This window comes from Azospirillum lipoferum 4B (genome assembly GCF_000283655.1).
GTDB lineage: Bacteria > Pseudomonadota > Alphaproteobacteria > Azospirillales > Azospirillaceae > Azospirillum > Azospirillum lipoferum_C.
This window is the reverse complement of the sequence record NC_016588.1, coordinates 219,342-244,141: the sequence shown is the minus strand read 5'-3', so window position 1 is coordinate 244,141 and position 24,800 is coordinate 219,342. Positions and strand designations below refer to the sequence as shown.

22 protein-coding genes and 1 pseudogene are annotated in these 24,800 nt (G+C 69.8%); 8 read left to right on the top strand and 15 right to left on the bottom strand.

What is annotated here, in order from left to right; all coding sequences use genetic code 11:
- Positions 1-272 precede the first annotated feature (272 nt).
- Positions 273-1,529 (top strand): HAD-IIIA family hydrolase, encoded by a 1,257-nt coding sequence (locus AZOLI_RS30070; RefSeq protein ID WP_014190050.1) that lies wholly within the window; start codon positions 273-275, stop codon positions 1,527-1,529.
- 249 nt (positions 1,530-1,778) lie between these two features.
- Positions 1,779-2,942, top strand: coding sequence for an acyltransferase family protein (locus AZOLI_RS30065; RefSeq protein ID WP_048816604.1), 1,164 nt, complete (start codon positions 1,779-1,781; stop codon positions 2,940-2,942).
- A gap of 54 nt (positions 2,943-2,996) precedes the next feature.
- On the opposite strand, the gene AZOLI_RS30060 is transcribed toward AZOLI_RS30065, so the two are convergent.
- The gene (locus tag AZOLI_RS30060) at positions 2,997-3,488 is read right to left on the bottom strand and encodes a DUF411 domain-containing protein (RefSeq protein WP_014190048.1); all 492 of its coding nucleotides are present in this window, start codon (positions 3,486-3,488) and stop codon (positions 2,997-2,999) included.
- A gap of 40 nt (positions 3,489-3,528) precedes the next feature.
- On the bottom strand, positions 3,529-5,808 hold the full coding sequence (locus AZOLI_RS30055; protein ID WP_044553763.1) for a heavy metal translocating P-type ATPase: 2,280 nt from the start codon (positions 5,806-5,808) through the stop codon (positions 3,529-3,531).
- A gap of 100 nt (positions 5,809-5,908) precedes the next feature.
- Here AZOLI_RS30055 and AZOLI_RS30050 point away from each other — a divergent pair, with 100 nt between their 5' ends.
- A complete protein-coding gene (locus AZOLI_RS30050) occupies positions 5,909-6,361 on the top strand; it encodes a MerR family transcriptional regulator (protein ID WP_014190046.1) in 453 nt (150 codons plus the stop codon).
- A gap of 278 nt (positions 6,362-6,639) precedes the next feature.
- Positions 6,640-8,886, top strand: coding sequence for a hybrid sensor histidine kinase/response regulator (locus tag AZOLI_RS30045; RefSeq protein WP_014190045.1), 2,247 nt, complete (start codon positions 6,640-6,642; stop codon positions 8,884-8,886).
- Positions 8,887-8,929: 43 nt separating this feature from the next.
- Here the strand turns inward: AZOLI_RS30045 and AZOLI_RS30040 are convergent, their stop codons facing one another.
- From AZOLI_RS30040 to AZOLI_RS30025, 4 genes are all read right to left on the bottom strand, one after another.
- Complete coding sequence (locus AZOLI_RS30040; protein WP_014190044.1) at positions 8,930-10,156, bottom strand: D-alanyl-D-alanine carboxypeptidase family protein; 1,227 nt, start codon at positions 10,154-10,156, stop codon at positions 8,930-8,932.
- Between the two features lie 125 nt (positions 10,157-10,281).
- Complete coding sequence (locus tag AZOLI_RS30035; RefSeq protein WP_014190043.1) at positions 10,282-11,925, bottom strand: PAS domain-containing sensor histidine kinase; 1,644 nt, start codon at positions 11,923-11,925, stop codon at positions 10,282-10,284.
- Positions 11,926-12,220: 295 nt separating this feature from the next.
- Complete coding sequence (gene infC, locus AZOLI_RS30030; protein WP_014190042.1) at positions 12,221-12,685, bottom strand: translation initiation factor IF-3; 465 nt, start codon at positions 12,683-12,685, stop codon at positions 12,221-12,223.
- Positions 12,686-12,809: 124 nt separating this feature from the next.
- The gene (locus tag AZOLI_RS30025; protein ID WP_014190041.1) at positions 12,810-13,034 is read right to left on the bottom strand and encodes a hypothetical protein; all 225 of its coding nucleotides are present in this window, start codon (positions 13,032-13,034) and stop codon (positions 12,810-12,812) included.
- Positions 13,035-13,514: 480 nt separating this feature from the next.
- Here AZOLI_RS30025 and AZOLI_RS30020 point away from each other — a divergent pair, with 480 nt between their 5' ends.
- Together AZOLI_RS30020 and AZOLI_RS30015 are read left to right on the top strand one after the other, a co-directional pair.
- Positions 13,515-13,838 (top strand): type II toxin-antitoxin system RelE/ParE family toxin, encoded by a 324-nt coding sequence (locus AZOLI_RS30020; protein WP_044553855.1) that lies wholly within the window; start codon positions 13,515-13,517, stop codon positions 13,836-13,838.
- Positions 13,839-13,845: 7 nt separating this feature from the next.
- The gene (locus AZOLI_RS30015; RefSeq protein WP_014190039.1) at positions 13,846-14,163 is read left to right on the top strand and encodes a HigA family addiction module antitoxin; all 318 of its coding nucleotides are present in this window, start codon (positions 13,846-13,848) and stop codon (positions 14,161-14,163) included.
- On the opposite strand, the gene AZOLI_RS30010 is transcribed toward AZOLI_RS30015, so the two are convergent.
- From AZOLI_RS30010 to AZOLI_RS30000, 4 genes are read right to left on the bottom strand one after another with little or no spacing between them, the layout of a single operon-like run.
- The gene (locus tag AZOLI_RS30010) at positions 14,160-15,032 is read right to left on the bottom strand and encodes a hypothetical protein (RefSeq protein WP_014190038.1); all 873 of its coding nucleotides are present in this window, start codon (positions 15,030-15,032) and stop codon (positions 14,160-14,162) included. The genes AZOLI_RS30015 and AZOLI_RS30010 overlap by 4 nt on opposite strands.
- 8 nt (positions 15,033-15,040) lie before the next feature.
- Positions 15,041-15,289 (bottom strand): HEPN domain-containing protein, encoded by a 249-nt coding sequence (locus tag AZOLI_RS30005; RefSeq protein ID WP_044553760.1) that lies wholly within the window; start codon positions 15,287-15,289, stop codon positions 15,041-15,043.
- Positions 15,286-15,444 carry a hypothetical protein gene (locus AZOLI_RS32825; protein WP_162488549.1) on the bottom strand — a complete coding sequence of 53 codons (159 nt, stop codon included), beginning with the start codon at positions 15,442-15,444 and terminating at the stop codon, positions 15,286-15,288. Before AZOLI_RS32825 ends, AZOLI_RS30005 begins: the two co-directional genes overlap by 4 nt.
- Positions 15,431-15,793, bottom strand: coding sequence for a nucleotidyltransferase family protein (locus AZOLI_RS30000; protein ID WP_014190036.1), 363 nt, complete (start codon positions 15,791-15,793; stop codon positions 15,431-15,433). The genes AZOLI_RS32825 and AZOLI_RS30000 overlap by 14 nt, the downstream gene beginning before the upstream one ends.
- A gap of 190 nt (positions 15,794-15,983) precedes the next feature.
- Here AZOLI_RS30000 and AZOLI_RS29995 point away from each other — a divergent pair, with 190 nt between their 5' ends.
- On the top strand, positions 15,984-17,357 hold the full coding sequence (locus tag AZOLI_RS29995; RefSeq protein ID WP_014190035.1) for a nucleotide sugar dehydrogenase: 1,374 nt from the start codon (positions 15,984-15,986) through the stop codon (positions 17,355-17,357).
- A gap of 89 nt (positions 17,358-17,446) precedes the next feature.
- Here the strand turns inward: AZOLI_RS29995 and AZOLI_RS29990 are convergent, their stop codons facing one another.
- Positions 17,447-18,133: a DUF2076 domain-containing protein gene (locus tag AZOLI_RS29990; RefSeq protein WP_244442702.1), complete on the bottom strand. Its 687-nt coding sequence runs from the start codon at positions 18,131-18,133 to the stop codon at positions 17,447-17,449.
- A gap of 399 nt (positions 18,134-18,532) precedes the next feature.
- Here AZOLI_RS29990 and AZOLI_RS29985 point away from each other — a divergent pair, with 399 nt between their 5' ends.
- Positions 18,533-20,335 (top strand): tetratricopeptide repeat protein, encoded by a 1,803-nt coding sequence (locus tag AZOLI_RS29985; RefSeq protein WP_014190033.1) that lies wholly within the window; start codon positions 18,533-18,535, stop codon positions 20,333-20,335.
- 72 nt (positions 20,336-20,407) lie between these two features.
- On the opposite strand, the gene AZOLI_RS29980 is transcribed toward AZOLI_RS29985, so the two are convergent.
- The 4 genes and pseudogenes from AZOLI_RS29980 to AZOLI_RS29960 all read right to left on the bottom strand — a co-directional run bounded on the left by AZOLI_RS29980 (position 20,408) and on the right by AZOLI_RS29960 (position 23,994).
- Positions 20,408-20,986 carry a hypothetical protein gene (locus AZOLI_RS29980; RefSeq protein WP_014190032.1) on the bottom strand — a complete coding sequence of 193 codons (579 nt, stop codon included), beginning with the start codon at positions 20,984-20,986 and terminating at the stop codon, positions 20,408-20,410.
- A 129-nt stretch (positions 20,987-21,115) separates the two neighbouring features.
- Positions 21,116-22,092, bottom strand: a pseudogene (cysC, locus tag AZOLI_RS32110) (adenylyl-sulfate kinase).
- Between the two features lie 56 nt (positions 22,093-22,148).
- A complete protein-coding gene (cysD, locus tag AZOLI_RS29965) occupies positions 22,149-23,000 on the bottom strand; it encodes a sulfate adenylyltransferase subunit CysD (protein WP_044553845.1) in 852 nt (283 codons plus the stop codon).
- A 127-nt stretch (positions 23,001-23,127) separates the two neighbouring features.
- A complete protein-coding gene (locus AZOLI_RS29960; RefSeq protein ID WP_014190030.1) occupies positions 23,128-23,994 on the bottom strand; it encodes a sulfotransferase family protein in 867 nt (288 codons plus the stop codon).
- Between the last annotated feature and the right edge of the window lie 806 nt (positions 23,995-24,800).

The window sequence follows — 24,800 nt, the reverse complement described above, 5'->3', positions numbered from 1 at the left end:
CTGTGGGCCGGCGATGGACTTTATATGTTTCCATGAAATCATGCCATATTGTCTTGTGCGGTTCCGATGATCGCCTGGGCGGTCGGCAGGGGATGGAGCGGTTCTGTGACGAGATGCCGGGCCGGGCAGCCATGTCCGCCGCCCGACCGGCACCCTCCGGCGACTGGCCGATGGGGGAGGGCGGCATCCGGGTTGACAACGGCGGCATCCGGACGGCTTTTCAACCCGACCGAACCGCAAGAGCCCACCCGCGAGAAAGACCACCAGCCATCATGCTTCATCAGGCCGTCATTCTTGTCGGCGGACGGGGAACGCGGCTCGGGCCGCTGACCGACGACACGCCGAAGCCCCTTCTGCCGGTGAGCGAACGGCCGTTCCTCGGCTATCTGGTCGATGAACTGGCCCGACAGGGCTTCGACGACATTCTGCTGCTGGCCGGCTATCGCGGCGACCGGATGGACAGCTTTTGCGCGGAGATGCGACGCCCTGGCCTGCGGCTGCGCTGTGTGACGGAGCCGGAACCGGCCGGAACCGGCGGTGCCCTGCGCCTGGCGGCAGACCTGCTGGAGACGCAGTTCCTGCTGCTGAACGGCGACACGCTGTTCGACATCAACCTCAACGACCTTGCCAGCCCGCCCCTGCCGGCCGACGGCAGCGTCCTGGCGAGAATGGCGCTGCGCCGGGTTCCCGACACCGCCCGCTACGGCGCAATCATCCTGGAGAACGGTCGGGTCACCGCCATCCATGAAAAGGGGCGGACGGGGGAGGGGCCGATCAACGGCGGCATCTATCTGCTCGACCGCCGGGCGGTCGGCCGGCTGCCGCCGTCGCCCTGCTCGATCGAGACCGGCCTGTTCCCGCTGCTGGCAGCGGCGGGTGCCGTCGAGGGACGGGTCTACGACCGTTTCTTCCTGGATATCGGCGTGCCCGACGATTTCGCCCTGGCCCAGAGCGTCATTCCCGCCAGCCGGCGCCGCAGGGCCGCCTTCTTCGACCGCGACGGCGTGCTGAACGAGGACATCGGCTTCGCCCACCGCCCCGACCAGATCGCCTGGATGCCGGGGGCCAGGGAGGCGGTGAAGCGGCTGAACGATGCCGGCTTCCTGGTGTTCGTCGTCACCAACCAGGGCGGGGTCGCCCGCGGCCTCTACAGTGAGGAGCATGTGCGCACGCTGCATCGCTGGATGCAGGAGGAGTTGCGCACCGTCGGCGCCCATGTCGACGCCTTCTACCACTGCCCGCACCATCCCGATCATGGCGAGCCGCCCTACCGCACCGACTGCCGCTGCCGCAAGCCGGAGCCGGGAATGCTGCTGCAGGCGATGGCGGAGTGGCCGGTGGAGCCGCAGGGCAGCTTCCTGGTCGGCGACCGCGAGACCGACGTCCAGGCGGCGCAGCGGGCCGGCATCGAGGGCACGCTCTACCGCGGCGGCGACCTCGACGCGCTGGTCGCCGGCATTCTCGCACGCTCCGGGGCAGGCCTTGGGGCTCGCTCCGGGACCGGTGCGGAGGTCGAGGCCGTCCGCTAAGGCAGCCATGCCTTCAAGCCAGGACGCCAACCACTGGGCGGCGACCACTGGGCGGCCCCATCGGGACCACAGACCCGACACCACCCGAACGGGAGGGGAGCGTGATCTCGGCCGCCCTGGGTAGGCGTGGCGATCCTTTGGAATAAACCTCCCGCGTCCTTCCGGTCATGCGCAATCGGTCGTAGCTTTTGCTGCCCCTACAAACAGGTTTTCCAAGAAGCGCCTTTGACCAAAACCCGGAGGTTCCCTATGCGGTTCCCGGTACTCGACGGATGGCGCGGCCTGTGCGCGTTATGCGTGGCCCTATATCATTTGCACACGCTCGATCATTTCCACCTGTTCGGTTTCGTGCGCGGCAGTTACCTTTTTGTCGATTTTTTCTTTGTTTTGAGCGGCTTCGTCATCACCCACGCCTATTCCGCCCGCATCGGCGGGGCCGCATCGGCCGGATCCTTCCTGCTCCGCCGCTTCGGCCGGGTCTGGCCGCTGCATGCGGCGGTGCTGCTGGCCTTCGTGGCGCTGGAAAGCGTGAAGACCCTCTCCGGGCCGGCGGCGGGAAATGCCGCCTTCACCGGCGCCTTCGCCCCGTCGGCCCTGGTCAGCAATCTGGCGCTGGTCCATGCGCTGGGGGTGGAGGACCAATGGACCTGGAACATCCCGAGCTGGTCGATCAGCGCGGAGTTCTTCGTCTACATCACCTTCGCCGTCCTGTTGCTGACCGTGCGGCGGAGCAGGATGCTGATCGCGGCGATGGTGGCGCTTGCCGTCCTCGGCGCCGGCGTGGTGATGGGGTTCTCCGCCAATCACATCGACACCAGCATCGACTACGGCTATTTCCGCTGCCTGTACGGCTTCTTCACCGGCTGTCTCGTCTATCGGCTCTATCGGGCGATGGGCGACAGGCGGATGTCCCGCCCTGCCGGCGGGCTGGCCGAGGCGGGGGCGCTGCTGGCGGTGGCCGCCTTCGTCTCGGCGGCGGGGGGCAACGCCCTGTCGCTGGCGGCGCCGCTGCTGTTCGGGCTGGTGGTTCTGGTGTTCGCCTTCGAAGCCGGGCCGGTCTCCCGCCTGCTGGCGACATCCCCCTTCCAGCGGCTGGGCGCCTGGTCCTACTCGATCTACATGGTGCATGCCCTGGTGATCGCCGTGCTGCAGAAGGGCACGATGGTGGCGCAAGGGGCACTCGGCCGGCCGCTGTTCGTCGAACGGCGGATCGACGGCGAGACCGACCGGCTGATCGCCTTCGGCGATGCCTGGACGATGGATGCGGTGAGCGTCGGCTATCTGCTGGCGGTCATCGGCCTGTCGGCCCTGACCTACCGCTTCGTCGAGCTGCCGGGACAGGCCATGGTCAACGGCCTGCTGGTCCGCTCGCGCAAGCCCGCTCCGGCCAGCCCGGTGGCCGAGGCGGCGTGATCGCCGCGACCATCAAGGCCGCGTGACAGCCACCTCTTCTTGGCCCCGCCGGCATCAATGGCGGGCGAAGACCTGCGGCCCGCCGGCACCGCCGAACAGCACGACCCGATAGGGCTGGCCGGTGCCCATGTCCATGCCGGGGGCGTCCTGCGGCATGCCGGGCACCGACAGCCCGCGGGCCTGGGGCCGCTCGGCCAGCAGGCGCGTCACGTCGGCGGCCGGCACATGGCCTTCCAGCACATAGCCGCCGACCCGCGCGGTGTGGCAGGAGCCCAGCTCGTCCGGCACCCCGGCGGCCTGCTTCACCGGCGTCATGTCGTCGACGGTGTGGACGGTGACGTCGAAGCCCGCCGCGCGCATGTGCCGCACCCAGCCGTCGCAGCATTCGCAGCCCGCGGACTTCCAGACCTCCACCGCCGCAGCGGCAGCAGGGGCGGCGGCGCGGACCATGTCCGGCAGCGCCACGGCTCCGAGGCCGAGCGTCAGGACGGCCATCAGCGCTCCCTGGGCCGCCCCCCACACCATCGTCCGCCGCGTCATCTTCATCGGAACTCTCCAAATCATATCGGTGTCTTGCCTCATCCGCTCAGGAGCGGACGGACAGAAGCCTCAGGGCATTGGCGGTGACCAGCACGGTGGCGCCGGTGTCCGCCAGGATCGCGGGCCACAGCCCGGTGACGCCAAGAACGGTGGTCACCAGGAACACCGCCTTCAAGCCCAGGGCCAGTGCGATGTTTTGCCGTATGTTGGCCATGGTGCGGCGTGACAACGCCACCATCGCCGCCACGTCGCCGACCAGGCCGTGCAGGATGGCGGCGTCGGCCGTCTCCAGCGCCACGTCGGTGCCGCCGCCCATCGCGATGCCGACATCGGCGGCGGCGAGCGCCGGGGCGTCGTTGATGCCGTCGCCGACCTTCGCCACCCGCTGCCCGCCGGCCTGAAGGTCGCGGACGATGCGCAGCTTGTCCTCCGGCAGCAGCTGGGCATGCGCCTCCACCCCCAGCATGCCGGCGACCGCCCCGGCGGTCCCGACCGTGTCGCCGGTGACCATCAGCGAGCGGATGCCGGCACGCTCCAGCGCCTCGATGCCCTGGCGGGCGTCGGCGCGCGGTTCGTCGCGCAGCGCGATCAGCCCGGCGGCCCGCCCTTCAACCAGCAGGACCGAGACCGTCTTGCCGGCCTGAGCCAGGGCAGCGATCCGCTCCGCCTGTTCCGCGGTCAGCAACGGGTCGGCGGCCTTCGGCGACAGCAGTGCCACCGCAAGCCCGCCGACCCGGCCCTGCAGCCCGGCGCCGGGCAGGGCGGTGACCTCGTCCGCCGCTGGCGGGGCGATGCCACGCTCCGCCGCCGCGGCCAGGATGGCGCGGGCCAGCGGGTGGCTCGACCCGGCCTCCAGCGCCGCGGCGGCGGCCAGCAGTTCCGCCTCGCTCACGCCGCCCCCGCTTCCGCCGCCCCCGCTCCCGCTCCCAGCGCCCTCGCTCCCGCCGAAGGGGATCAGGTCGGTGACGCGGGGCTTGCCCTCCGTCAGGGTGCCGGTCTTGTCGAAGGCGACGGTGGTGATGCGGCCGAGCGCCTCCAGCACCGCGCCGCCCTTCAGCAGCAGGCCGCGCCGGGCGCCGTTGGACAGGCCGGCCGCGATGGCCGCCGGGGTGGAGATCACCAGCGCGCAGGGGCAGCCGATCAGCAGGACGGCCAGGGCGCGGTAGATCCACTCGGTCCAGCCACCGCCGAATACCAGCGGCGGCACCACGGCGACCAGGACCGCCACCGCGACGATGCCCGGCGTGTAGAGGCGGGCGAAGCGGTCGATCAGCCGCTCGGTCGGGGCCTTGCTCTCCTGCGCCTCCTCCACCAGCCGGACGATGCGGGCGATGGTGTTGTCGCGCGCCGCGGCGGTGACGCGGACGCGCAGCGCACCGTCGGCGTTGATGGTGCCGGCGAAGACGGGATCGCCGGCACCCTTGGGTTTCGGCATGCTCTCCCCGGTGACAGGGGATTCGTCGACGGCGCTGCTGCCGGACAGCACGATCCCGTCGGCCGCCACCCGGTCGCCGGGGCGGACCAGGATGACGGAGCCGACCGCCAGCCCGGCGGCGGGAACGGCCCGCGGGGCGGCGCCGTGCTGCTCGATCAGGGCCGTGTCGGGGACCAGCGCCGTCAGGCCGCGGATGCCCGCCCGCGCCCGCCCGGCCGCCACCCCTTCCAGCAATTCGCCGACCAGGAAGAGGACCAGGACCGTCGCCGCCTCCTCCACCGCGCCGATGACGAGCGCGCCGACGGCGGCGACCGTCATCAGCGTCTCGATGGAAAAGGGCGTGCCGGCCCGCGCCGCCGCCAGGGCGCGGCGCGCCACCGGGACCAGCCCGACCATCAGCGCCAGCGGGAAGGCCCAGCCCTCCGTCTCCGGCACCAGCAGGCCGAGAAACGTCGCGGCGCCAAGCGCGGCGCCGGCCGCCAGCGTCAGCACCGCCTTGCGCCCGCGCCACCACGGCGCCTCGACCGGGGGCGCCTCGACCGGGGGCGCCTCGACCGGATCGGCATGGGTGGGGGAATGGCCGGCATCGGAATGGGCAGGCCCGCAGCAGCCCCCGCCGCAGGCGGGCGCCGCGGTCTCCGCCGCCGGATCGGCGGGGGCGGCGCCATAGCCGAGGGCGGCCAGCGGCCGGACGACGGCGTCCACGCCCAGAGCCGCCTCGTGGGAGATGGTCACCGTTCCGCCCGGCACCGACACCCGCACCTCGCGGATGCCCGGCACCCGGCGCAAGGCGGTCTCGATCTTGGCGGCACAGGACCCGCAATCCATGCCGGAGACCCGGTAGCGGCTGGTGCGCAAGGCGGTGTCCCCGCTCCGGACCCTATCCTCCATTCCATGCATGGCGAAGCTCCTCGATCCTGGTGCGTTGTCGGCAGCGTCGCATGAGCCTAAAATCTCCAGCGACTGGAGGATCAAGAGGAAAAAGACCGCCATGCCCGCATCGGCTCCCACTTCGGCCCCCACTTCGGCCCTGACCATCGGTGCGCTCGCCAAGCGGACCGGCGTGAAGATCCCGACCGTCCGCTATTACGAGAGCATCGGCCTGCTGCCGGAAGCGCCGCGCACCGGCAGCAACCGGCGCACCTACGACGAGGCGTCGGTCCGCCGCCTGCGCTTCATCCGTCATGCCCGCGAGCTGGGCTTCGAGGTGGAGGCGATCCGCCAGCTCCTGACCCTGGCCGACGATCCGGGCCGGCCCTGCCACGAGGCCGACGTGCTGGCCCGCGCGCATCTGGCCGAGATCGAGTCCAGGATCACCCGGCTGGAAGCCCTGCGCGACGAGGTGCGGCGGATGGTGGAGGGCTGCGCCCAAGGCGAGGTGCGCAGCTGCCACGTGATCGAAGTGCTGGCCGACCACGCCCATTGCCTGCATGAGCGGCACTGAGAGCGGATATCGGGGGAGAGTTGATATCGGGGACCGCCGGGACGAAGCGTCGCAGCCTCCGCGAGCCTCTATGACCTGGAACCGGTTGCCCGGCCGACAGGGGTGTTTATAGTCGGATTCGTGTAGTGTCGAAACCTTCCGTGCCTCCGGCGGGTGGGTGCCATAAGGCCGGCACGGAAGGAACGGAGCGCCATGGAGACGGTTACGGAAACAGGGCGGGGCAGGGGTGCGGGACCGGGTGCGGGACCGGCGGTGACGGCGGACCGGACACGGGCGTCATGCTGCGGCTTCTGAGGACCAACCGTCCGCTCCAGCGGATCGTGGCGCTCGGCGGGGTGGTGCTGGCGGCGCTGTGCGGCGGCACCGCGGCGATCCTGGACCGGCTGCATGACGAGACGGTGGCGGAGGCCGCGCTGGGCCTGCGCACGCTCAACGCCTCGCTGGCCGAGCAGGCGGCGCGCACCCTCGAAGGGATCATCCTGACCGTCGACGGGGTCGCCGAGCAGATCCCCCCGGAAAACCGGCGCAGCCCCGAGGCGTTCAATCGTCTGCGGGCGGACCGGCAGGTCTACGAGATCCTGAAGGCCAAGGCGTCCGGCCTGCCGCAGATGGAGGCGCTGAGCCTGATCGCCGCCGACGGCAGCCTGATCAACTTCACCCGCCAGTTCCCGGCCCCGGCGCTCGACCTGTCGCAGCGCGACTATTTCCGCGCGCTCAAGGACGAGGATCCCGGACGGGTCTACGTCAGCCGGCCGGCGAAGAGCCTGGCCACCGGGGAATGGACGCTCTACATCGCCCGCCGCGTCAACGGCCCGGACGGGGGGCTGTCGGGTCTGGTGGTCGGCGCCATCCGGCTGTCCTATTTCGAGGAGCTCTACCGCAGCCTCCATGTCACGCCGGGCAGCGGCTTCAGCCTGTGGTGGCGCGACGGCATGCTGCTGGCGCGCTTCCCGGCGGTACCGGACAAGATCGGGACCATCGCCGCCAGCCCCGAGGTCGCCGAACGGATCGCCCACCGGGAATCCGGCACCCTCGTGTCCTCACGGTCGCTCGACGGCAAGGACCGCATCCTGTCCTTCCAGGTGCTGCGCAACTATCCCCTGGTGGTCGGGGTCAGCCGGACGCGGGCGGAGGTCCTGGCCCGCTGGCAGAGCCAGGCGATGGTCATCGCCGCCGCCGGGCTGGTCAGCGCGATGGCGCTCGCCCTGATGCTGTGGGCGATGGCGCGCCAGTTCCTCGCCTACGAGGCCGCCAACCGCGCGCTCGGCGAACGCCGGCAGGCGGTGCAGGCCCGCGACGAGGCGGAGGAGCATGTCCGCCAGTTGCAGAAGATGGAGGCGCTGGGCCAGCTGACCGGCGGGGTGGCCCACGACTTCAACAACCTGCTGCAGGCGGTGCGCTCCGCCCTGCATCTGCTGGAGGCCGGCGGCGAGGTCCGGAGGACGGAAACCCGTCAGGCGCTGCAGGTCGCAAGCCAGGCGGTCGACCGCGGCGCCACCCTGACCCAGCATCTGCTGGCCTTCGCCCGCCGCCAGCGGCTGGCCCCGGCGCCGGTCGACCTCGGCGCCCAGGTGGCGGGAATGGCCACGCTGCTGGAACGCACGCTGGGCGGCGCCATCCGCATCCGCATCGACCGGGACGCCGCCGTGCCGCCGGCCCTGGTCGATCCCCACCAGTTCGACATCGCCCTGCTGAACCTCGCCATCAACGCCCGCGACGCCATGCCGGACGGCGGCACCCTGACTATCGCCGTCACCGGCCTGTCGGTGGAGGGCAAGGCGGCGGACGGCAAGGCAGCGGACGGCAAAACAGCGGACGAGGGGATTTCCCCCGCCCTGGCGCCCGGCGGCTATGTCGCCGTGACCGTGCGCGACAGCGGGGCCGGCATGCCGCCGGACGTGCTGGCGCGGGCCTGCGAGCCCTTCTTCACCACCAAGCCGGTGGGGCAGGGCAGCGGGCTGGGGCTGAGCATGGTGCATGGCCTGACCGCCCAGTCCGGCGGCGGCATGCGGCTGGAAAGCCATCCGGGGCTTGGCACCGCCGTCACCTTGTACCTGCCCCATTCCCCCGCCGATCCGAAGGACCATCCTGCGCCCGGAACGCCCGCCGCTGCCGTTTCCGCCGCTTTCGCTTCCGCCAATGCCGAACCGCCGCCCCTGCCGTCCGGCGGCACCCGCATCCTGCTGGTGGAGGACGATGTCCTGGTCCGCATGGCGAACGCCGCGGTGCTGGCCGAGGCCGGCATGACGGTGACGGAGGCCGCCACCGGCGAAGAAGCCCTGGCCCTGCTGGAGGCGGACGACGGGATCGGCATCCTGGTCACCGACTTCGCCATGCCCGGCATGACCGGGGCCGATCTGGCCCGCCTCGCCCGCCATCACCGCCGCGATCTGCCGGTCCTGATCGTCACCGGCTATGCCGAAAAGGCGGAATTGCAGGATCTGGCCACCGAACCCGGCATCCGCATCCTGTCCAAGCCCATCCCGCCCCCGGCGCTGATCGGGCACATCATGGCGGCGCTGTAGGGGGGCGCTGTAGGGGGGCGGCGCAGGCGACGGGGAGTCCCGGTCAGCGCCCCTGCACCGCGAAGCAGCCATGGCCGGCGGCCTTCAGGGTGGCGCAGGCGGCGTCGGCATTCGCGGCGGGAAAGCCGGTCAGCCGGGCCTTGTAGAGGCCGCCGGAACGGACGATCTCGGGGCTGGCGCCGGCGGCGAGCGCCCCCAGGCGCCTGGCGGTGACGCCGGCGCTGCGCGCCGCGGCGGCACGGCTGGCGAAGGCGCCGACCTGGATGGACCAGGAGCCGGCGGCGGACCCGCCAGCGGACCCGGTGGAAGGTTTGGCGGAGGGCACGGCGACGCTCACCGCCGTGCTGCGTTCGGCGGCCGACGAGCTCTTTCGGGTGATGACCAGATCCGGGGTGGCGGGCGCCGGCCTGGCCGGGCTGGTCGGGCGCTTGAAGCCGATGTCGAGCAGGTCGGCGACGCGGTCGTCGCGGGTGGCGGCGCTGTGGCCGCCCATCACCACGGCGATCAGGCGGCGGCCGTCCCGCACGGCCGAGGCGGCGAGGTTGAAGCCGGACGCGGCGATGTAGCCGGTCTTGATGCCGTCCATGCCGGGATAGCGCGCCATCAGGCGGTTGTGGCCATAGACCGTCGTGCCCTGCCAGTCGAAGCTGCGGCGCTGGAAATAGGCGTAGTGGCCGGCATGGCGGCGGATCAGCGCGCGGGACAGGATCGCCATGTCGCGCGCCGTCGTCCGCTGCAGCCGGTCGGGCAGGCCCGACGCGTTGCGGAACACCGTGCGCCGCATGCCGAGCGCGCGGGCACGCGCCGTCATCTTGCCGGCGAAGGCCGGCTCGCTGCCGCCCAGCGCCTCCGCCAGCACCACCGCGGCGTCGTTGGCCGAGCGGGTGACCAGGGCCAGGATCGCCTGCTCCACCGTGATGGTGCTGCCGGGCGCCAGCCACAGCCGCGAGGGCGGCATCGAGGCCGCATGCTTCGACACCACCAGCCGCTGGTCCGGCCGCAGCGTGCCGCGGTCCAACGCCTCGAAGGTCAGCATCAGCGTCATCATCTTGGTCAGCGACGCCGGATAGGTCAGGGTGTCGGCGTTGCGCGCCCGCAGGACCTTGCCGCTGCCCGCCTCCATCAGGATCTCCGCCGCCACCGGCGACCAGCCCGCCTTGCGGCTGCCCTTGGCCCAGGCCGGCTGCGAAGCCAGCAGGATCGCGGCCAGCAGGGCCGCAAAGGCGGTCAGGGAGAGCAGCAGCGTCGAAGCACGGGCGAGCAGGGGCATCGTCTCAGGTCCGGCGGTTGGCGCAGCCCCGCTGCGGCACGGGCGCTGTCGGCTTTGTGGTTTCCCCCATGGGGCGAAGAGGGCGGGCAGAGAGGGCGGGCGAAGAGGGCGTCCTGCGGCGGGCGTCACCGGCCGGACAGCATGGAGCCTACCATGGCACGGAAGGCGTCGACCGCAACCGGCTTGACCAGCACCCGCCTGTTGCGGCCCAGCCCGTGGGCGCCGTCGCCGGGCCGGTCGTCCAATGCCTGGAAGGCGTAGCCGGTCAGGAACAGCACCTTCAAATCCGGGGCGTGCGCCTGCGCCATCTCCGCCAGCTGGCGGCCGTTCAGGCCGGGCAGCCCGACATCGGTCACCAGAAGGTCGACCGCTTCGGCTTCGGTCAGCCGGGCGAGCGCCCCGGTGCCGTCGGCGGCCTCCAGCGTGGTGTAGCCGTCGCCCTGCAGCACCTCCACCAGCAGCATGCGGACCAGCGCCTCGTCCTCCACCACCAGCACGGTGCCGCGGCCGGCCCCGGCCCGCCCCGGCGGCGGGGCGGGGATTTCGGCCGGTCCGGTTGCGTTGTCGGGGGTGGGAGCGGGAGCAGGAGCGGGGGCGGCATGATCGCGCGGCAGGCACAGATGCACCGCCGTGCCCCGGCCGACCGCGCTGTCGATGCGGACAAAGCCGTCGGACTGGCGGGCGAAGCCGTAGAGCTGGCTCAGCCCCAGGCCGGTGCCCTGGCCGATCGGCTTGGTGGTGAAGAAGGGCTCGAAGACGCGGGCCAGCACGTCCGGCGGCATGCCGGTCCCGCTGTCGCGCACGGTCATCGTCACATAGTCGCCGGGCGCCACCCCGGGATCGTTGACGAGGTCGGCGGCGGTGAAGCTGGCGTTGGCGGTCTCCACCGTCACGGTTCCGCCGTCGGACATGGCGTCGGGCATGGCGTCGCGGGCGTTGATGACCAGGTTCAGCAGGGCGCTTTCGATCTGGTTCACGTCGGCATGGACCGGCCACAGCGGCTCCGCCAGCCGGCGCTCCAGCCGGATCGTCTCGCCGACCGAGCGGCCCAGCAGATCCCACAGCCCCGCCACCAGCGCATTCAGGTCGGCGCGCTCCGGCTTCAGCGGCTGGCGCCGGGCAAAGGCCAGCAGGCGCCGGGTCAGGGTGGAGGCGCGATCCACCGCGGCGCGCGCGGTGGCGGCGAAGGGGGCGATGTCGGTGCGCCCGGCCTCCAGCCGCTGTTCGATCAGCTCCAGGCTGCTGCTGATCGCCTGCAGCAGGTTGTTGAAGTCGTGGGCGACGCCGCCGGTCAGCTGGCCGACCGCCTCCATCTTCTGCGCCTGGGCCAGGGCCTCGCGCGCCTCGTCCAGCGCCTGCTGGGCCTTGCGGCGTTCGGTGAGGTCGCGGGTGACCTTGGCGAAGCCCAGCAGCGTGCCGGTCTCGTCGCGGACGGCGCGGATCACCACGCTGGCCCAGAAGCGGGTGCCGTCCTTGCGCACGCGCCAGCCCTCCGCCTCGAAGCGGCCCTCGGTCAAGGCGGTGGCGAGCGCCCGCTGCGGCAGCCCGGCGGCGCGGTCCTCGTCCATGTAGAAGGTGGAGAAATGCCGGCCGATGATCTCGTCGGCGCTGTAGCCCTTGAAACTTGCGGCTCCGGAATTCCAGCTGCTGACGATCCCGTTCGGGTCGAGCAGGTAGATCGCGTAATCGCCGACGCTGTCGACCAGCAGCTGGAACCGCCGTTCACCGGAGATGGGCTCCCAGGCGGACGCAGCGTGTTCAACCTTCATAACAACGACTTTCCGGAACACGGGGGGAGAGGAAACAACGCCACCGATGATCCGCGGTCGATGCCGGCAGGGTCAATAACCCAATGAGAATAGTCAGGTATTATTCCGTCACATCACGCGAAATATTCCAAAAAGAGCCTGCGGGAGATGTGAGAGCGGATTTTCAATCGCCGGGACCGGGGCCGGTCGAAAAAGGGGCCGGCAACGGGAATAGGGCGGGGGGAAAAGAGGCGGGGAAAAGGGCGGGGCGGCGGACCGCCCCGCATGGTCCCTTTGGCAAGGGCCGGACCCGCGCTCAGCGCGGGGCCAGCACCATGACCATCATGCGGCCTTCGACCCGGGGCATCTGCTCGACCTTGGCGATGTCCTGGAGCTGGTCGCGCACGCGGACGAGCACGTTCAGACCGAGATCCTGGTGCGCCATCTCGCGACCGCGGAAGCGCATGGTCATCTTGACCTTGTCGCCTTCCTCGATGAAGCGGATGGCGGAGCGCATCTTCACGTCGTAGTCGTGATCGTCGATGTTCGGCCGAAGTTTGATTTCCTTCAGCTCGATGATCTTCTGCTTCTTCCGCGCCTCGTTGGCCTTCTTCTGCTCCTCGAAGCGGAACTTGCCGTAATCGAGGATCTTGCAGACGGGCGGATCCGCCTGGGGCGCCACTTCGACGAGGTCGAGGTCGGCATCCGCGGCGGCTTCCAGCGCTTGGCGGAGCGGCACCACGCCGACCATCTCGCCGTCGGCGCCGACGAGGCGGACCATACGGGCGGTGATTTCACGGTTGAGGCGCGGGCCTTCGCGGACGGGGTCCGCGTCGTAGAGCTTGGCTATGGTGATCTCCTGTGGCTGTGGAGGGGTAGAAAGGGACGAGCCCGGGCCGAGAGACTCAGCCCAGGATGTCGAGCACAATCTGCCGCAGTTCGCCCCGGGTCAAGCCGGACGGCTCCGGATTGGAGCGGAAATCCGACTTTTTGCCGTCAGCTGCGGCGAATTGGCCGGCAGAGGAGTGGGTGGAACGGCGGGTGGCGGCCAGATGGGCCGGCGCAAGCGCGGGCCGGGCGGCGAAATGGCCGGTGGAATGGGAAGCGGTCGACAGGATCGGGGTCGTCATGAAAATCCTCCAGGCCGGATGGGCGAACCGATGGACTCGGGGGCCGGCCGGCTCTTTCGTGAGTGTGGCGTCTTGAAACGGGAGCCTTCGCGGCGGACACCGCCCGGCAAGGCTCCGATAAGCGGGACCGGCCCCGGAACGGGCATGCCCCCAAAAGACCGGCGTTCCCCGAGGAAAGCTCCCCTCGATGAACCGGAGGGGGCAGGGAAGCGCACCGCGAATGCGGTGTCGGCCATGTTCCGAGATGGGGGTGGGGAGAGGTTTTTTCAAGCTGTTCCGCACACCCCCTCCTTCTGGCTAAGGGGCCTCCGGGGAACGCGCGAGCGGCCCCATGGTTTCGTCACCACCGGTCCATCGCGGCGGATGGCCGGACGGGCGGCACCGTCAGCTCCGACAGCTTCGGGACGGACAGGCTGTGAGGGGAGGCGGACTTGACTGTTACCCGTTACATAACACATAATGATCCGCGAGAGGACGCGGATGCCGATAAGAAACTGCGCGGACAGACGGACTGCCGATTTCCTGGCCGGCAAGCGGGTGAAGGAGTTCCAGTCCTTCGAGCGCCAAGCCGCCAAGGCATTGACCAAGCTCCAGGCGGCCACCCGGCTGATGGATCTCCGGTACCCTCCGTCCAATCGCTTCGAAGCGCTGGGCGGGGAACGGAAGGGCCAGTACAGCATCCGCATCAACGACCAGTGGCGAGTCTGTTTCCGCTGGGCGGTGATTGGGGGCGCGCAGGCAGACGCCGACCTCCTGACCGTTCCAGGAGAGCCCTACGACGTCGTGATCGCCGATTACCACTGAGGTCACCATGAGCCATCCCGCCACCGACAATCTGCCGCCCATTCATCCCGGCGAGTTCCTGCGTGACGAGTTGGAGGCGCTGGGCCTGAGCGCCCGGCGGTTCGCCGAGCATATCGGCGTGCCTCCCAACGCGGTGACGGAGATCATGAACGGCGAGCGCCGGATCACCGCCCCGATGGCGCTGAGGCTGGGCAAGGCCTTCGGAACCGACGCCCGCTATTGGACCAACCTGCAGAGCATCTTCGAGACCAAGGTCGCGCGGGCGGAGATCGGCGATGCGCTGGACGCCATCCAGCCGCTGCCGCATCCGGGCAAGGCGGCTTAACTCCCCACCCCACGCATCAGCCGCAGATAGTCGAGCACGCGGGCGGTGCGCCAGTCGGGGTCGGCCCAGCAGGCGGCTTCCCGCGCGCGGCGGCAGGCGGCGACCGCCTCCAGACGGGGCTGGCCGGTCAGCGGGCGCAGGTCGGCGGGGATGGCGGCGAGACAGGCGGCGGCGAGTTCCGCGGGCGGGGCGGGGGCGGTCTCCAGCCAGCGTTCGGCATCCTGGAAGCGGTCGCGGCACATCAGGGCGATCATGTAGTCGCAGGCCGATTGCAGGCCGGGAGCCAGCCGGCCGGGGCTGACCGACAGGATCGGCAGCAGGGGCGCCAGGGTCGGCGCCAGATGGTTGGCGTAGAGCGTCGCCCCCCAATAGCGCTCCGCCGTCTGCCGGAAATGGTCGAGGTCGCGCACCGGCACCAGGCCGGAGGACCCGACGGGCAGGATCTCCACCTTCGGCTTGGTGACCACCACCGTGTCGTTCGACACGTCGACATAGAGCGCGCCGATCTGCAGCGCGTTCTGGAAATATTGCTCGCGCAGGACGCCCCAGACGCTCTGCAGCACGCCGCCCTCCTCGGCGAAGGCGCGCAGCGCGCGCTCCACCGGGCCGGCCGGCTGGGCCAGACGCTGGAGGAGGCGGGCGAAGAGGTCGCGGGTGATCTCCTCGCAGCGGCCATAGGGATAGGGCTTGCCGCCCGCCGGCGGCAGGCCGGCGAGCGCCCGGTCGCTCTCCTCGCGGAGCGCCATGAAGTAGCCGTACAGCCCCTCCGGATCGCCGCCCAGATGGCGGGCGGTCAGCGCCGACTGGCGGTCGTCCATCGGGGCGATCTGCTGGGGCAGGAGGGGCGGGGAGTGCGGCGGGGGCGACATCGCAGGGATCAGCCTGCCGTGGCCGCTGCGTGCAGACGTTGGAGGATATCCAACGCCTCAAGAATCTCCTCCCTGGACGGCGGGGGATATTCATCCTCCGGCGGATAGCGATAGTCCGTGGCCCAGGCGGTGAACGGTCGGCACCGATCGAGATCGGCGCTCAGCATCGGATGCAACGGCGCCACGGCATCCGCCAACTCGTCAAGGTCATGGATTCTGCGAAAACCGGCGCCCGCAGCGATCAACAAGCCCTTCATGGTTTTTCCGCCGCCTGCTGACAATGATAGGCGGCGTTCCCCAGGGACGGCGGCTCGATGGAAAGGCAGGCCCGAACCACACGCAAATCCTCGGCAGCGACGATCCACCAACGCCCCGCCGCCTCCAGGACAGCCTTGCGGTCAGTGCCGTTCATAGACGACGACACCTTCCTGATCGGCGGTATGGGACAAGGAACCGACCACGCCCCGCCTGCGCTCGAACACCGATTCCCGGCACGCGACGATGTCGACCGCGCGGTGGTAGGTCTTGCGCGCCTCGTGCTTGCCTCGCCAGGACAGCCGCTCCGGCGGCGTATCGTCATCGACGACGATGAAGAGGTCGTAGTCGCTGTCATCCCCTGCATCGCCACGGGCTTGCGAACCGAACAGGATCACCTTGCGCGGCTGGAAATAGTCCACGACCGGACGAAGAAGCTCGTTCGGCACCTCCGCTGCGGAAGCCCGACTCTCCTGCTTGCCCCTTTCCTGCCCGACCGTCGCCATGACCGCTCCCTTCAGCAACGCTCAACCATAACAAAGATTGCGCAGGACCGGCAGCCATCCGCCGCACCGAAGCACCGTGACACCATAAGGAACGGAGGGTTGCGCAAAGCCGTGCCGGCCGTCACACATTCGACTGCCGCCGGCGGGATGCCCGTCCGGGCGGCACAGTCCTTTCGAACGGAACGGCACGATGAACACAGCGGACACCGCACCCGATCTCCAGGCACCCGACATCCGGTCCCTGGAAAGCGCCTATCGCGGCCGTAGCGCGCGGGTGGCGGTGATCGGGCTCGGCTATGTCGGGCTGCCGCTGGCCCTGGCGCTGACCGGGGCCGGCTTCGCGGTCACCGGCTTCGACATCGACCCGGCCAAGGCGGCGGCGCTGAACGGCGGGCGCTCCTACATCCGGCAGATCGCCGACGGGCGCATCGCCGAGGCGGTGGCGACCGGGCGCTTCCGGGCGACGACCGACGCCGACGAATTCGCCGCCTGCGACGCCGTGATCGTCTGCGTCCCCACCCCGCTGTCGCCGCAGCGCGAGCCGGATCTGAGCTTCGTCGAGGCCTCCACCCGCCTGATCCGCGACCGGCTGCGGCCGGGCCAGCTGGTGGTGCTGGAATCGACCACCTGGCCCGGCACCACCGACGAGGTGATGCGGCCGATCCTGGAGGAGACCGGGCTGGCCAGCGGGCGCGACTTCTTCCTGGCCTATTCGCCGGAGCGCGAGGACCCCGGCAACATCAGCTTCACCACCAGCACCATCCCCAAGGTGGTCGGCGGCGACGACGAGGGCGCGCGGCGGCTGGCGGTGGCGCTCTACGAACAGGTGGTGCCGCAGGTGGTCCCCGTCTCCGGCACGCGGGCGGCGGAGGCGACCAAGCTGACCGAGAACATCTTCCGCTCGGTCAACATCGCCCTGGTGAACGAGCTGAAGATCGTCTTCGAGCCGATGGGCATCGACATCTGGGAGGTGATCGAGGCGGCGAAGACCAAGCCCTTCGGCTTCATGCCCTTCTATCCCGGCCCCGGGCTGGGCGGCCACTGCATCCCGATCGACCCCTTCTATCTGACCTGGAAGGCGCGCGAGTACCAGATCTCCACCCGCTTCATCGAGCTGGCGGGAGAGGTCAACACGATGATGCCGCGCCATGTGGTGGACCGCTTGGCCCTGGCGCTCGACCGCCGTGCCGGCATCGGGCTCAGCCGGTCGCGCATCCTGCTGGTCGGCATGGCCTACAAGAAGAACGTCGACGACAGCCGGGAATCGCCGGGCCTGCGGCTGATGGAGATGCTGCTGGAGCGCGGGGCGGCGGTCGAGTACCACGACCCCTTCATCCCGGTGCTGCCGGTCACCCGCGAGCATGCGGCGCTCGCCGGCCGGACCTCCATCGCCTGGGAGCCGGAGACGCTGGCGGGGTTCGACGCGGCGGTGATCGTCACCGACCATGACGGCGTCGACTATCGAAGCCTCGCCGCCCATTGCCCGCTGGTGGTCGACACCCGCAACGCGATGCAGACCGTGGAGGGCATCGAGGGTTTCGCCGACCGCATCGTGAAGGCCTGAAGAGAGCGGACGCCTGAAGAAATTTGGGCCGCGGGAGAAGGGCGGGTCGTCTCCCTCCCGCGGCCCCTCCCGCGAACCGGTGCGGGACCTTAGAGTTCCTCTTCGCCGCCGAAATCGCCCCAGCCGCTGTCCTCGACCGTCTGTTCGACATGGTCGGTGGCGGCGGTGGCCGCGTCGGTGGCGGCGGTCGCGGCCTCAGCCGCCACCGCCTCGCCGCCGGAGAACATGCTGGACAGCGCGCTGCCGATCAGCATGCCGCCGGCGACACCGGCCGCCGTCTGCATGGCGCCGGCCATGAAGCCGCCGCCGGCCCGCGGCTGCTGGGCATAGCCGGCGACGCGCGGGTCGCCATAGGAGGAAGTGCCGGGAGCAGCCGGCGGACGGCCCCAGGGGGAACCGGCCGGCATGGCGGCGGCAGCCGGGGCAGCCGCCGGATAAGAGGGCTGCGGGGCGGGGCGGCTGGCGCCGCCGAACAGGCTGCCGAACAGCCCGCCACCGCCGGACTGGGCCGGGGCGGCTGCGGGAGCGGGACGCTCGCGCAGCTGGCGCTCCAGCTCCTCGTTGCGGCCCTGGGAGGCGGCGAGCGCCTGCTCCATCATCACGATGGCCTGCGCCATCAGGTAGGGGGCGGCCGGCTGGCGGGCGATCCGTTCGCGGATCAGCGCCTCGGCCTCGGGATCGCGCGGGCCGGATTGCGCCTCGGCCTGATGCAGCTTGGCGAACAAGTCGTCGATGATCTGGCGTTCGGTGTGGTCCATGGCGATGCTCGTCTTCATGAAGAGGTTGACAGAAAGGTTCCGCTGCCGGCGCCGACAGCCCGAAGCGGCGCCGGGCGCGGACGGCGCGCCTGAGGGGCGGCGCGCATCGGGGAAGCGCCGAGGGCTGGGGCGGGGGCGGAAAGGGCCGGAAACCGGGGGCGGTCTCTAAAGAATGGTCCAAGGGGTGAGGACATCAGTCCCTCCAAGTGCGGTCACGCCCGTCGGCGCAAGAGCAGGTGAAGAGATCCGACATCGCGACCACGTCTAAGTCGCCAGAGGGGCCCGGATCCAGGTGTTGAGCACGTGGCCCCGTGCCGCTTTCCTGTCAAGACGGCACCCCCACAATTTGCGCAGCGAAGGGGCCGGGCCTGGAGCGGGGCCTGGACCGGCGATTTCCCCCACCCTATAAGAGTGGCCATGGCAACATTGCAGGAAGCGCTGACCGCGGCGTTGGATCATCAGGAGGCCGGCCGCTTCGACAAAGCCGACATCCTGTATCGTCGTATCCTCCGGGCATCCCCCGGCCATCCCCATGCGCTTCACCTGTGGGGCATCCTGGCGGCGCTGACCGGACGGCCGGAGGAAGCCGCAGGCCGGATCGGGCAGGCCATCGCCGTCGCTCCCGACATCGCCGATTTCCATGTCAATCTGGCGCGGGTCCAGGCCGCGCTGAACCGGCCCGACCGGGCCGCCCGCCATTACGCCCATGCCGCCGCCCTGCGGCCGGAGGAGGCGGAGACGCGCTTCCAACTGGCGGGGCTGCTCCAGGAACTGGGGCAGGCCGCGCGGGCGCGGAACGGCTTCCGCACGGTGCTGGTGCTGGAGCCGGCCCATCCCGGGGCTCTGCTGCGGCTGGCCGCCACGGAACAGGGGCTCGGGCGGGCCGTGGCGGCCGCGCGTATCGACCTGGCGCTCGCCCCCGGCGACCCCATCCTGTGGAATGAGCTTGCCAACCGGCTGAAGGGGGGGAAACGGCGGGCAGAGGCCCTTGCGCAGTCGGTGACCGGCTATGGCCGCGGGCTGGCCCTGCTGCCGGGGAATCCTGTGCTGCTGAACAACCGCGCCGACAGCTGGCTGAGGCTGGACAGGCTGGAAGCGGCGGAGGAGGACGCGCGGGCCGCGGTCGCCGCGGCCCCCGGCTTTGCCGCCGGCTGGAACACGCTGGGCTCCGTCCTGATGGCGCAGGGGCGTGCCGGGGAGGCGGCGGGCGCCTACGAACAGGCGGCCGGCATCGATCCCGCCACCGATCCCACCACCAATACCCAGGCCCGCTTCAACCGCTCCATCGCCCTGCTGACGCTCGGCCGGCTGGCGGAGGGGTGGGACGAGTATGAGCAGGGTTGGGCGGCATCCTCCGGCCGCTTCCCGCAGGTCGGCTTTCCCCAGCCGCTTTGGGACGGGAAGCCCTTGGCCGATGGCGGGCAGGGCGATGGCGCCCTGCTGGTGTGGGGCGAACAGGGGCTGGGTGACGAGGTGATGTTCGCCAGCCTGATCCCGCAGCTGGTCCGGGATGGCTTGCGGGTGGTGCTGGACTGCGACGCGCGGCTGGCCCCGCTGTTCGCCCGCGGCCTGCCGAACGTCACCGTGGTCGCGCGGACGGAACCGTTGTTGAGCAGCCGGCTGACCGCGCCGGATGTGGTCGCGCAAATCCCGGCCGGCAGCCTGCCGCGCCTGATGCGCCGGCGGATCGGGGATTTCGCCGGCCGCCAGCCTCCCTTCCTGAAGGCCGATCCCGGGCGGGTGGCGGAGCTGCGGCGGCGGATCGGGAACGGCCATGGACATCGGCTGGTCGGGCTTTCCTGGAGCAGCAAGAACGCCTCGGTCGGGCATCTGCGCTCCATCCCGCCCGACCGGCTGGCCGGCGCGCTGGACGGTGCGGATGTCAAGCTGGTCAGCCTGCAATATGGCGACGTCGCGGCGGAGGCCGCCGCCGCCGGCATCGCCGATCCGGGGCTGGATGCCTGGGCCGACATCGACGGGCTGGCGGCGCTGATCGCCGCCATGGATCTGGTGGTGTCGGTGGACAACTCGACCGTCCATCTCGCCGGCGGGCTGGGATGTCCGGCCTGGGCGCTGCTTCCCCATGCCGCCGACTGGCGCTGGATGCAGGGGTGCGACGACACGGTCTGGTATCCGTCGGTCCGGCTGTTCCGGCAGGAGGCGCCGGGCGATTGGGACGGCGTGCTGCGGAAGCTGCGCAAGGCGCTTGCGGAGAGCTGAGGGGGCCGGAATCGGAGGGGTGGGACGGCTTCGTCGCCGTCCATCCCTCCCACCTGCTGCGCCCCGCCGGCGTCAGTCCACGGTCCAGCGGCTCATCTGCGGGAAGGGGGGCAGGCCGTTGTTCCAGGCGGCGCCGACGATCCCGGAAAAGCCGGTGATCCCGGCCTGGGCCAGCATCACCGGGCCGAAATGGGTGCCGCTTTCCAGCCAGACATGGGTGGGATGGTCCCCCTCATAAGGCTCGTGATAATAGGAGCCGGGGAAGAACACGCAGGCCGGCGAATAGCCGAGATGCAACGCTGCGGCATAGGACCAGGCCTGTGCCATCAACTCCCCGCTTTCCGCCGCACGCCGCAGATGGACGGCGGCGGGATCGCCGGCCTGCTCGGCCGCCGCGACCTGCGCCCGGGCGTCGCCCTGGAGATCCCTGTTCAGCCGCGGCCAGTACGCCCGCGGCACAACGGCGATGTGCCCGGCCTCGTGCAGCACGTCGCCCGACCCGACCAGCGTGTCGGGATCGACATGGATCACCCCGGCATGGATATTGACGCCGGGCAGGAAGCCCCCCTTCGCCCCTTCGCCATACTCGACGCCGATGCCGATGCTGCGCAGGAAGCCGACCATAGGCTCCAGCGCCTCCGCGTAATACATCCGCCCTCTCCGATTGCATGAACTCGCGCGAAATCATCGCGAAACGGGAGGAAAGAGGCAACAGCAGGCTTCGTGTTTGCGACATCATGAGCATCTTCATCGCCGGGTGGGCCGGAGCGGGGGCACCGATCAAATCACCCCCCGGCGCCGCAGCTCCCCGATCACCTGGGCGACCATCTCGTCGGTGCCGTGTTCGCCGCCCTTCAGCGTGATCTCCGGCGCTTCCGGCGGCTCATAGGCGCTGTCGATGCCGGTGAAGTGGGGGAGCTGGCCGGCACGCGCCTTCTTGTACAGCCCCTTGGGGTCGCGGGCCTCGCAGACCTCCAGCGGGGTGTCCATGAAGATCTCCACGAACTCGCCCTCCTCCACCAGGGACCGCGCCATGCGGCGCTCCTCGCGGAAGGGGGAGATGAAGCTGACCAGCACGATCAGCCCGGCCTCCACCATCAGCTTCGACACCTCGGCGACGCGGCGGATGTTCTCCACCCGGTCCTCGTCGGTGAAGCCGAGATCCTTGTTCAAGCCGTGGCGGACATTGTCGCCGTCCAGGATCATGGTGCGGTGGCCGAGCCGGTGCAGCTCCTGCTCCAGCCGGTCGGATCCCAGCCGACGGCGTCCATCTTGTTGACCGCCAGCACGACATGGCGCACGCCCAAGAGCGAGACGATGGTGCTGTGGCGCCGGGTCTGGGTCAGCACGCCCTTGCGCGCGTCGACCAGCAGCACCGCGGCGTCGGCGGTGGAGGCGCCGGTGACCATGTTGCGGGTGTACTGCTCGTGGCCCGGCGTGTCGGCGACGATGAACTTGCGGCGGTCGGTGGTGAAGAAGCGGTAGGCGACGTCGATGGTGATGCCCTGCTCGCGCTCCGCCGCCAGCCCGTCGACCAGCAGGGCGAGGTCGAGCTGGCCGGCCCCGGTGGTGCCGAAGCGGCCGGAGTCAGCCTCCAGGCTGGCGAGCTGGTCCTCGAACAGGCATTTGCAATCGTAGAGCAGCCGGCCGATCAGCGTCGACTTGCCGTCGTCCACCGAGCCGCAGGTGATGAAGCGCAGCAGGTCCTTGCCGTTCTGGCGGGCCAGATACGCCTGCACCTCGTTGACGGCATCCATGGGGGCGGCATCGGCGGGGGCGGCGGGAGCGGTGGCGGGATCGAGGTCCTTCAGCATCAGAAGTAGCCTTCCTGCTTCTTCGCCTCCATGGAGGCGGCGGCGTCCTGGTCGATCACGCGGCCCTGCCGTTCCGAACCGGTGGACAGCAGCATCTCGCGGATGATCTCGGGCAGGGTGGCGGCGGTGCTGCGCACGGCCCCGGTCAGCGGATAGCAGCCGAGCGTGCGGAAGCGCACCCAGGCCATCTCCGGCACCTCGCCGGGTTTCAGCGGCAGCCGGTCGTCATCGACCATGATGAGGGTGCCGTCGCGCTCCACCACCGGGCGGGGCTTGGCGAAATAGAGCGGCACCACCGGGATAGCCTCCTGGTGGATGTATTGCCAGATGTCCAGCTCGGTCCAGTTCGACAGCGGGAAGACGCGGATGCTCTCGCCCTTGTGGATGCGCCCGTTGTAGAGGCTCCACAGCTCCGGCCGCTGGTTCTTCGGCTCCCAGCGGTGGGTGGCCGTGCGGAAGGAGAAGATGCGCTCCTTGGCGCGGCTCTTCTCCTCGTCGCGGCGCGCCCCGCCGAAGGCGGCGTCGAAGCCGTGGGCGTCGAGCGCCTGTTTCAGCCCTTGCGTCTTCATCACGTCGGTGTGGACGGCCGACCCGTGGCTGACCGGGCCGATGCCCTGGCGCACGCCGTCCCGGTTGATGTGGACCATCAGGTCGATGCCCAATTCCCGCGCCATGCGGTCGCGGAATTCGATCATCTCCCGGAACTTCCAGGTCGTGTCGACATGCAGCAGCGGGAAGGGCGGCTTGGACGGATAAAAGGCCTTCATCGCCAGATGCAGCAGCACCGAGCTGTCCTTGCCCACCGAATAGAGCATGACCGGCTTGTGGAACTGGGCCGCCACCTCGCGCATGATGTGGATGCTCTCCGCCTCCAGCCTTTGCAGGTGGGTGAGGCGGGCGGGCGGGGTCAGGATGGCGGGCAAGCTGGCCTCGGAGCCGGGAAGCTCCCTCGCCGCGGGGCGGGCATCGAGCAGCGGATCAAGAAGCATAGCCGGCCTTCTTCTGCATGTCTCCGGCCACGGCATCGAACACCGTCCGACGCTTGCGCGACCACTCGATCGGGCGCTTCGACGGATCGAAGCCCTTGGGTTTCTCGACGGGCGTCCAGCTGACCTCGCCATTGCTGCGCGAGGCGCGGGACGACCCCAGGATGGGCAGGGTCCCGATCCGCTCGAACGGATAGCGCCCCTCCTCCAGCTCCAGAAAGCGCATAACGTCGCGGACCGTGCCGTCGGGGGCGGCCACCGCATCCTCGAAGCGGACCAGCCGGCAAGCTTCGGCACTCATGCGGCTCTGCGCCTCCAGCGCCGCTTCGGTGCCGAAGCTCCATTCGCGGCAGACGTCGGCGAAGGTCCGGCCCAGGAAGCGCAGCGGCCAGGTGTCGATGGTGGACTGCACGGCTCGGCGGCCGTCGCGCAGCACGATCAGGCAGCGCTCCGCCGGGAACAGGTAGGGGAAATACCGCATCATCCGGGTGTGGGGCGACTTGATCACCACCGTCTTGTCCGCTGGAAACTCGGCTTCGATGCGGCGCAGGAAGCCGCTCACCATATAGCAGAACGTCTCCAGGTCGCCGAACGAGTCCCGGTTGCGCCGGTAGAGGCGCAGGAAGCGTCCCTCATAGGCGCGCGCCTCCTCCACCGTGTTCAGAAAGGGCAACTCCCGGATGCCGAAGGGGTTGACCACCACGTTGGGGTGCAACTCCAGCAGGCTCTGGAGATAGTTGGTGCCGCTGCGCGGCATCACCCCCTGCAGGAAGACGATCCGCGGCGCAGGCCGCGGGCCGGCGCCGCCGGCAGTGGCCGCGGCAGCGTCCTGCGGGAGCCCGCGGACCGACTGCGCCACCGCCCTCAGATGACGGGCGTTCTCTTCCCCGAACCAGGGATCGAAGAAACTCGACCGTTCCGTGCTGGGGAGTCGAAGAAGCCGTTTCCCGACAAAGCCGATCTCCTTCTGAAGTCGATGAACCGCCCCATCTCCGAAATGGTTTCGAAAAGACGCGGCATAATGATCGGCTGTCAGGGTCTTCGCATTCCGAAACACAACGGCCTCCTTTTGCGTCACCTCTGCGCTGGGCATCTCTGATTTTCCTGTTTTCCAACGGTCGATGCGTCGGTTCTGCAAATTCGGCAATCGCCGTCTCCCGCAGCCTGTTATGGTCCCACCGGATTGGCTTTTTTAGTTCTAATCCGGATCTAACCCCATGGTCTTACAAGTATGCGAGTGCGATCCCCAATGGTAGGAGGCGCATGACACAGACTCACCATTGAATTCGATGCCTCTATCTTGCAAGCAGAGAAGACACATTGGAGTAATACTTGGATTCTACTGATACGTATGCAGGATAAATCTCCTGCGCATTCCGTGGAATTAGCTCATACATTCCATAGGCTCGACTTATTTATTCAAATGTTTCTCCTCTGGATAACGGGTTGTCCTGAGTGGAATCGCCGGATCTCCGATATTTCGGGTAAACGGGTGAGGCCGAAGGTTTGTGCCACCGCCCGTTCTTTTTTCCGGGAGGATGGCCGGACCTCTGCCCTGCCGCCTGGCCTGCCGCTTGGCCGGGATGCTTTCGCTTGAACGCCGCCGGAGCGGGGGTTATGGTCGGCCCGCCGTAGACGGGGAATACTCTAAATTGTTTAACTCTC

What these genes read in the sequence shown, in the direction of transcription:
- AZOLI_RS30070 (WP_014190050.1), top strand. Translation starts at nt 273, where the DNA reads ATGCTTCATCAGGCCGTCATTCTTGTCGGCGGACGGGGAACGCGGCTC.
- AZOLI_RS30065 (WP_048816604.1), top strand. Translation starts at nt 1,779, where the DNA reads ATGCGGTTCCCGGTACTCGACGGATGGCGCGGCCTGTGCGCGTTATGC.
- AZOLI_RS30060 (WP_014190048.1), bottom strand. Translation starts at nt 3,488, where the DNA reads ATGAAGATGACGCGGCGGACGATGGTGTGGGGGGCGGCCCAGGGAGCG.
- AZOLI_RS30055 (WP_044553763.1), bottom strand. Translation starts at nt 5,808, where the DNA reads ATGGAGGATAGGGTCCGGAGCGGGGACACCGCCTTGCGCACCAGCCGC.
- AZOLI_RS30050 (WP_014190046.1), top strand. Translation starts at nt 5,909, where the DNA reads ATGCCCGCATCGGCTCCCACTTCGGCCCCCACTTCGGCCCTGACCATC.
- AZOLI_RS30045 (WP_014190045.1), top strand. Translation starts at nt 6,640, where the DNA reads ATGCTGCGGCTTCTGAGGACCAACCGTCCGCTCCAGCGGATCGTGGCG.
- AZOLI_RS30040 (WP_014190044.1), bottom strand. Translation starts at nt 10,156, where the DNA reads ATGCCCCTGCTCGCCCGTGCTTCGACGCTGCTGCTCTCCCTGACCGCC.
- AZOLI_RS30035 (WP_014190043.1), bottom strand. Translation starts at nt 11,925, where the DNA reads ATGAAGGTTGAACACGCTGCGTCCGCCTGGGAGCCCATCTCCGGTGAA.
- infC (WP_014190042.1), bottom strand. Translation starts at nt 12,685, where the DNA reads ATGGTCCGCCTCGTCGGCGCCGACGGCGAGATGGTCGGCGTGGTGCCG.
- AZOLI_RS30025 (WP_014190041.1), bottom strand. Translation starts at nt 13,034, where the DNA reads ATGACGACCCCGATCCTGTCGACCGCTTCCCATTCCACCGGCCATTTC.
- AZOLI_RS30020 (WP_044553855.1), top strand. Translation starts at nt 13,515, where the DNA reads ATGCCGATAAGAAACTGCGCGGACAGACGGACTGCCGATTTCCTGGCC.
- AZOLI_RS30015 (WP_014190039.1), top strand. Translation starts at nt 13,846, where the DNA reads ATGAGCCATCCCGCCACCGACAATCTGCCGCCCATTCATCCCGGCGAG.
- AZOLI_RS30010 (WP_014190038.1), bottom strand. Translation starts at nt 15,032, where the DNA reads ATGTCGCCCCCGCCGCACTCCCCGCCCCTCCTGCCCCAGCAGATCGCC.
- AZOLI_RS30005 (WP_044553760.1), bottom strand. Translation starts at nt 15,289, where the DNA reads ATGAAGGGCTTGTTGATCGCTGCGGGCGCCGGTTTTCGCAGAATCCAT.
- AZOLI_RS32825 (WP_162488549.1), bottom strand. Translation starts at nt 15,444, where the DNA reads ATGAACGGCACTGACCGCAAGGCTGTCCTGGAGGCGGCGGGGCGTTGG.
- AZOLI_RS30000 (WP_014190036.1), bottom strand. Translation starts at nt 15,793, where the DNA reads ATGGCGACGGTCGGGCAGGAAAGGGGCAAGCAGGAGAGTCGGGCTTCC.
- AZOLI_RS29995 (WP_014190035.1), top strand. Translation starts at nt 15,984, where the DNA reads ATGAACACAGCGGACACCGCACCCGATCTCCAGGCACCCGACATCCGG.
- AZOLI_RS29990 (WP_244442702.1), bottom strand. Translation starts at nt 18,133, where the DNA reads ATGAAGACGAGCATCGCCATGGACCACACCGAACGCCAGATCATCGAC.
- AZOLI_RS29985 (WP_014190033.1), top strand. Translation starts at nt 18,533, where the DNA reads ATGGCAACATTGCAGGAAGCGCTGACCGCGGCGTTGGATCATCAGGAG.
- AZOLI_RS29980 (WP_014190032.1), bottom strand. Translation starts at nt 20,986, where the DNA reads ATGTATTACGCGGAGGCGCTGGAGCCTATGGTCGGCTTCCTGCGCAGC.
- cysD (WP_044553845.1), bottom strand. Translation starts at nt 23,000, where the DNA reads ATGCGCGAGGTGGCGGCCCAGTTCCACAAGCCGGTCATGCTCTATTCG.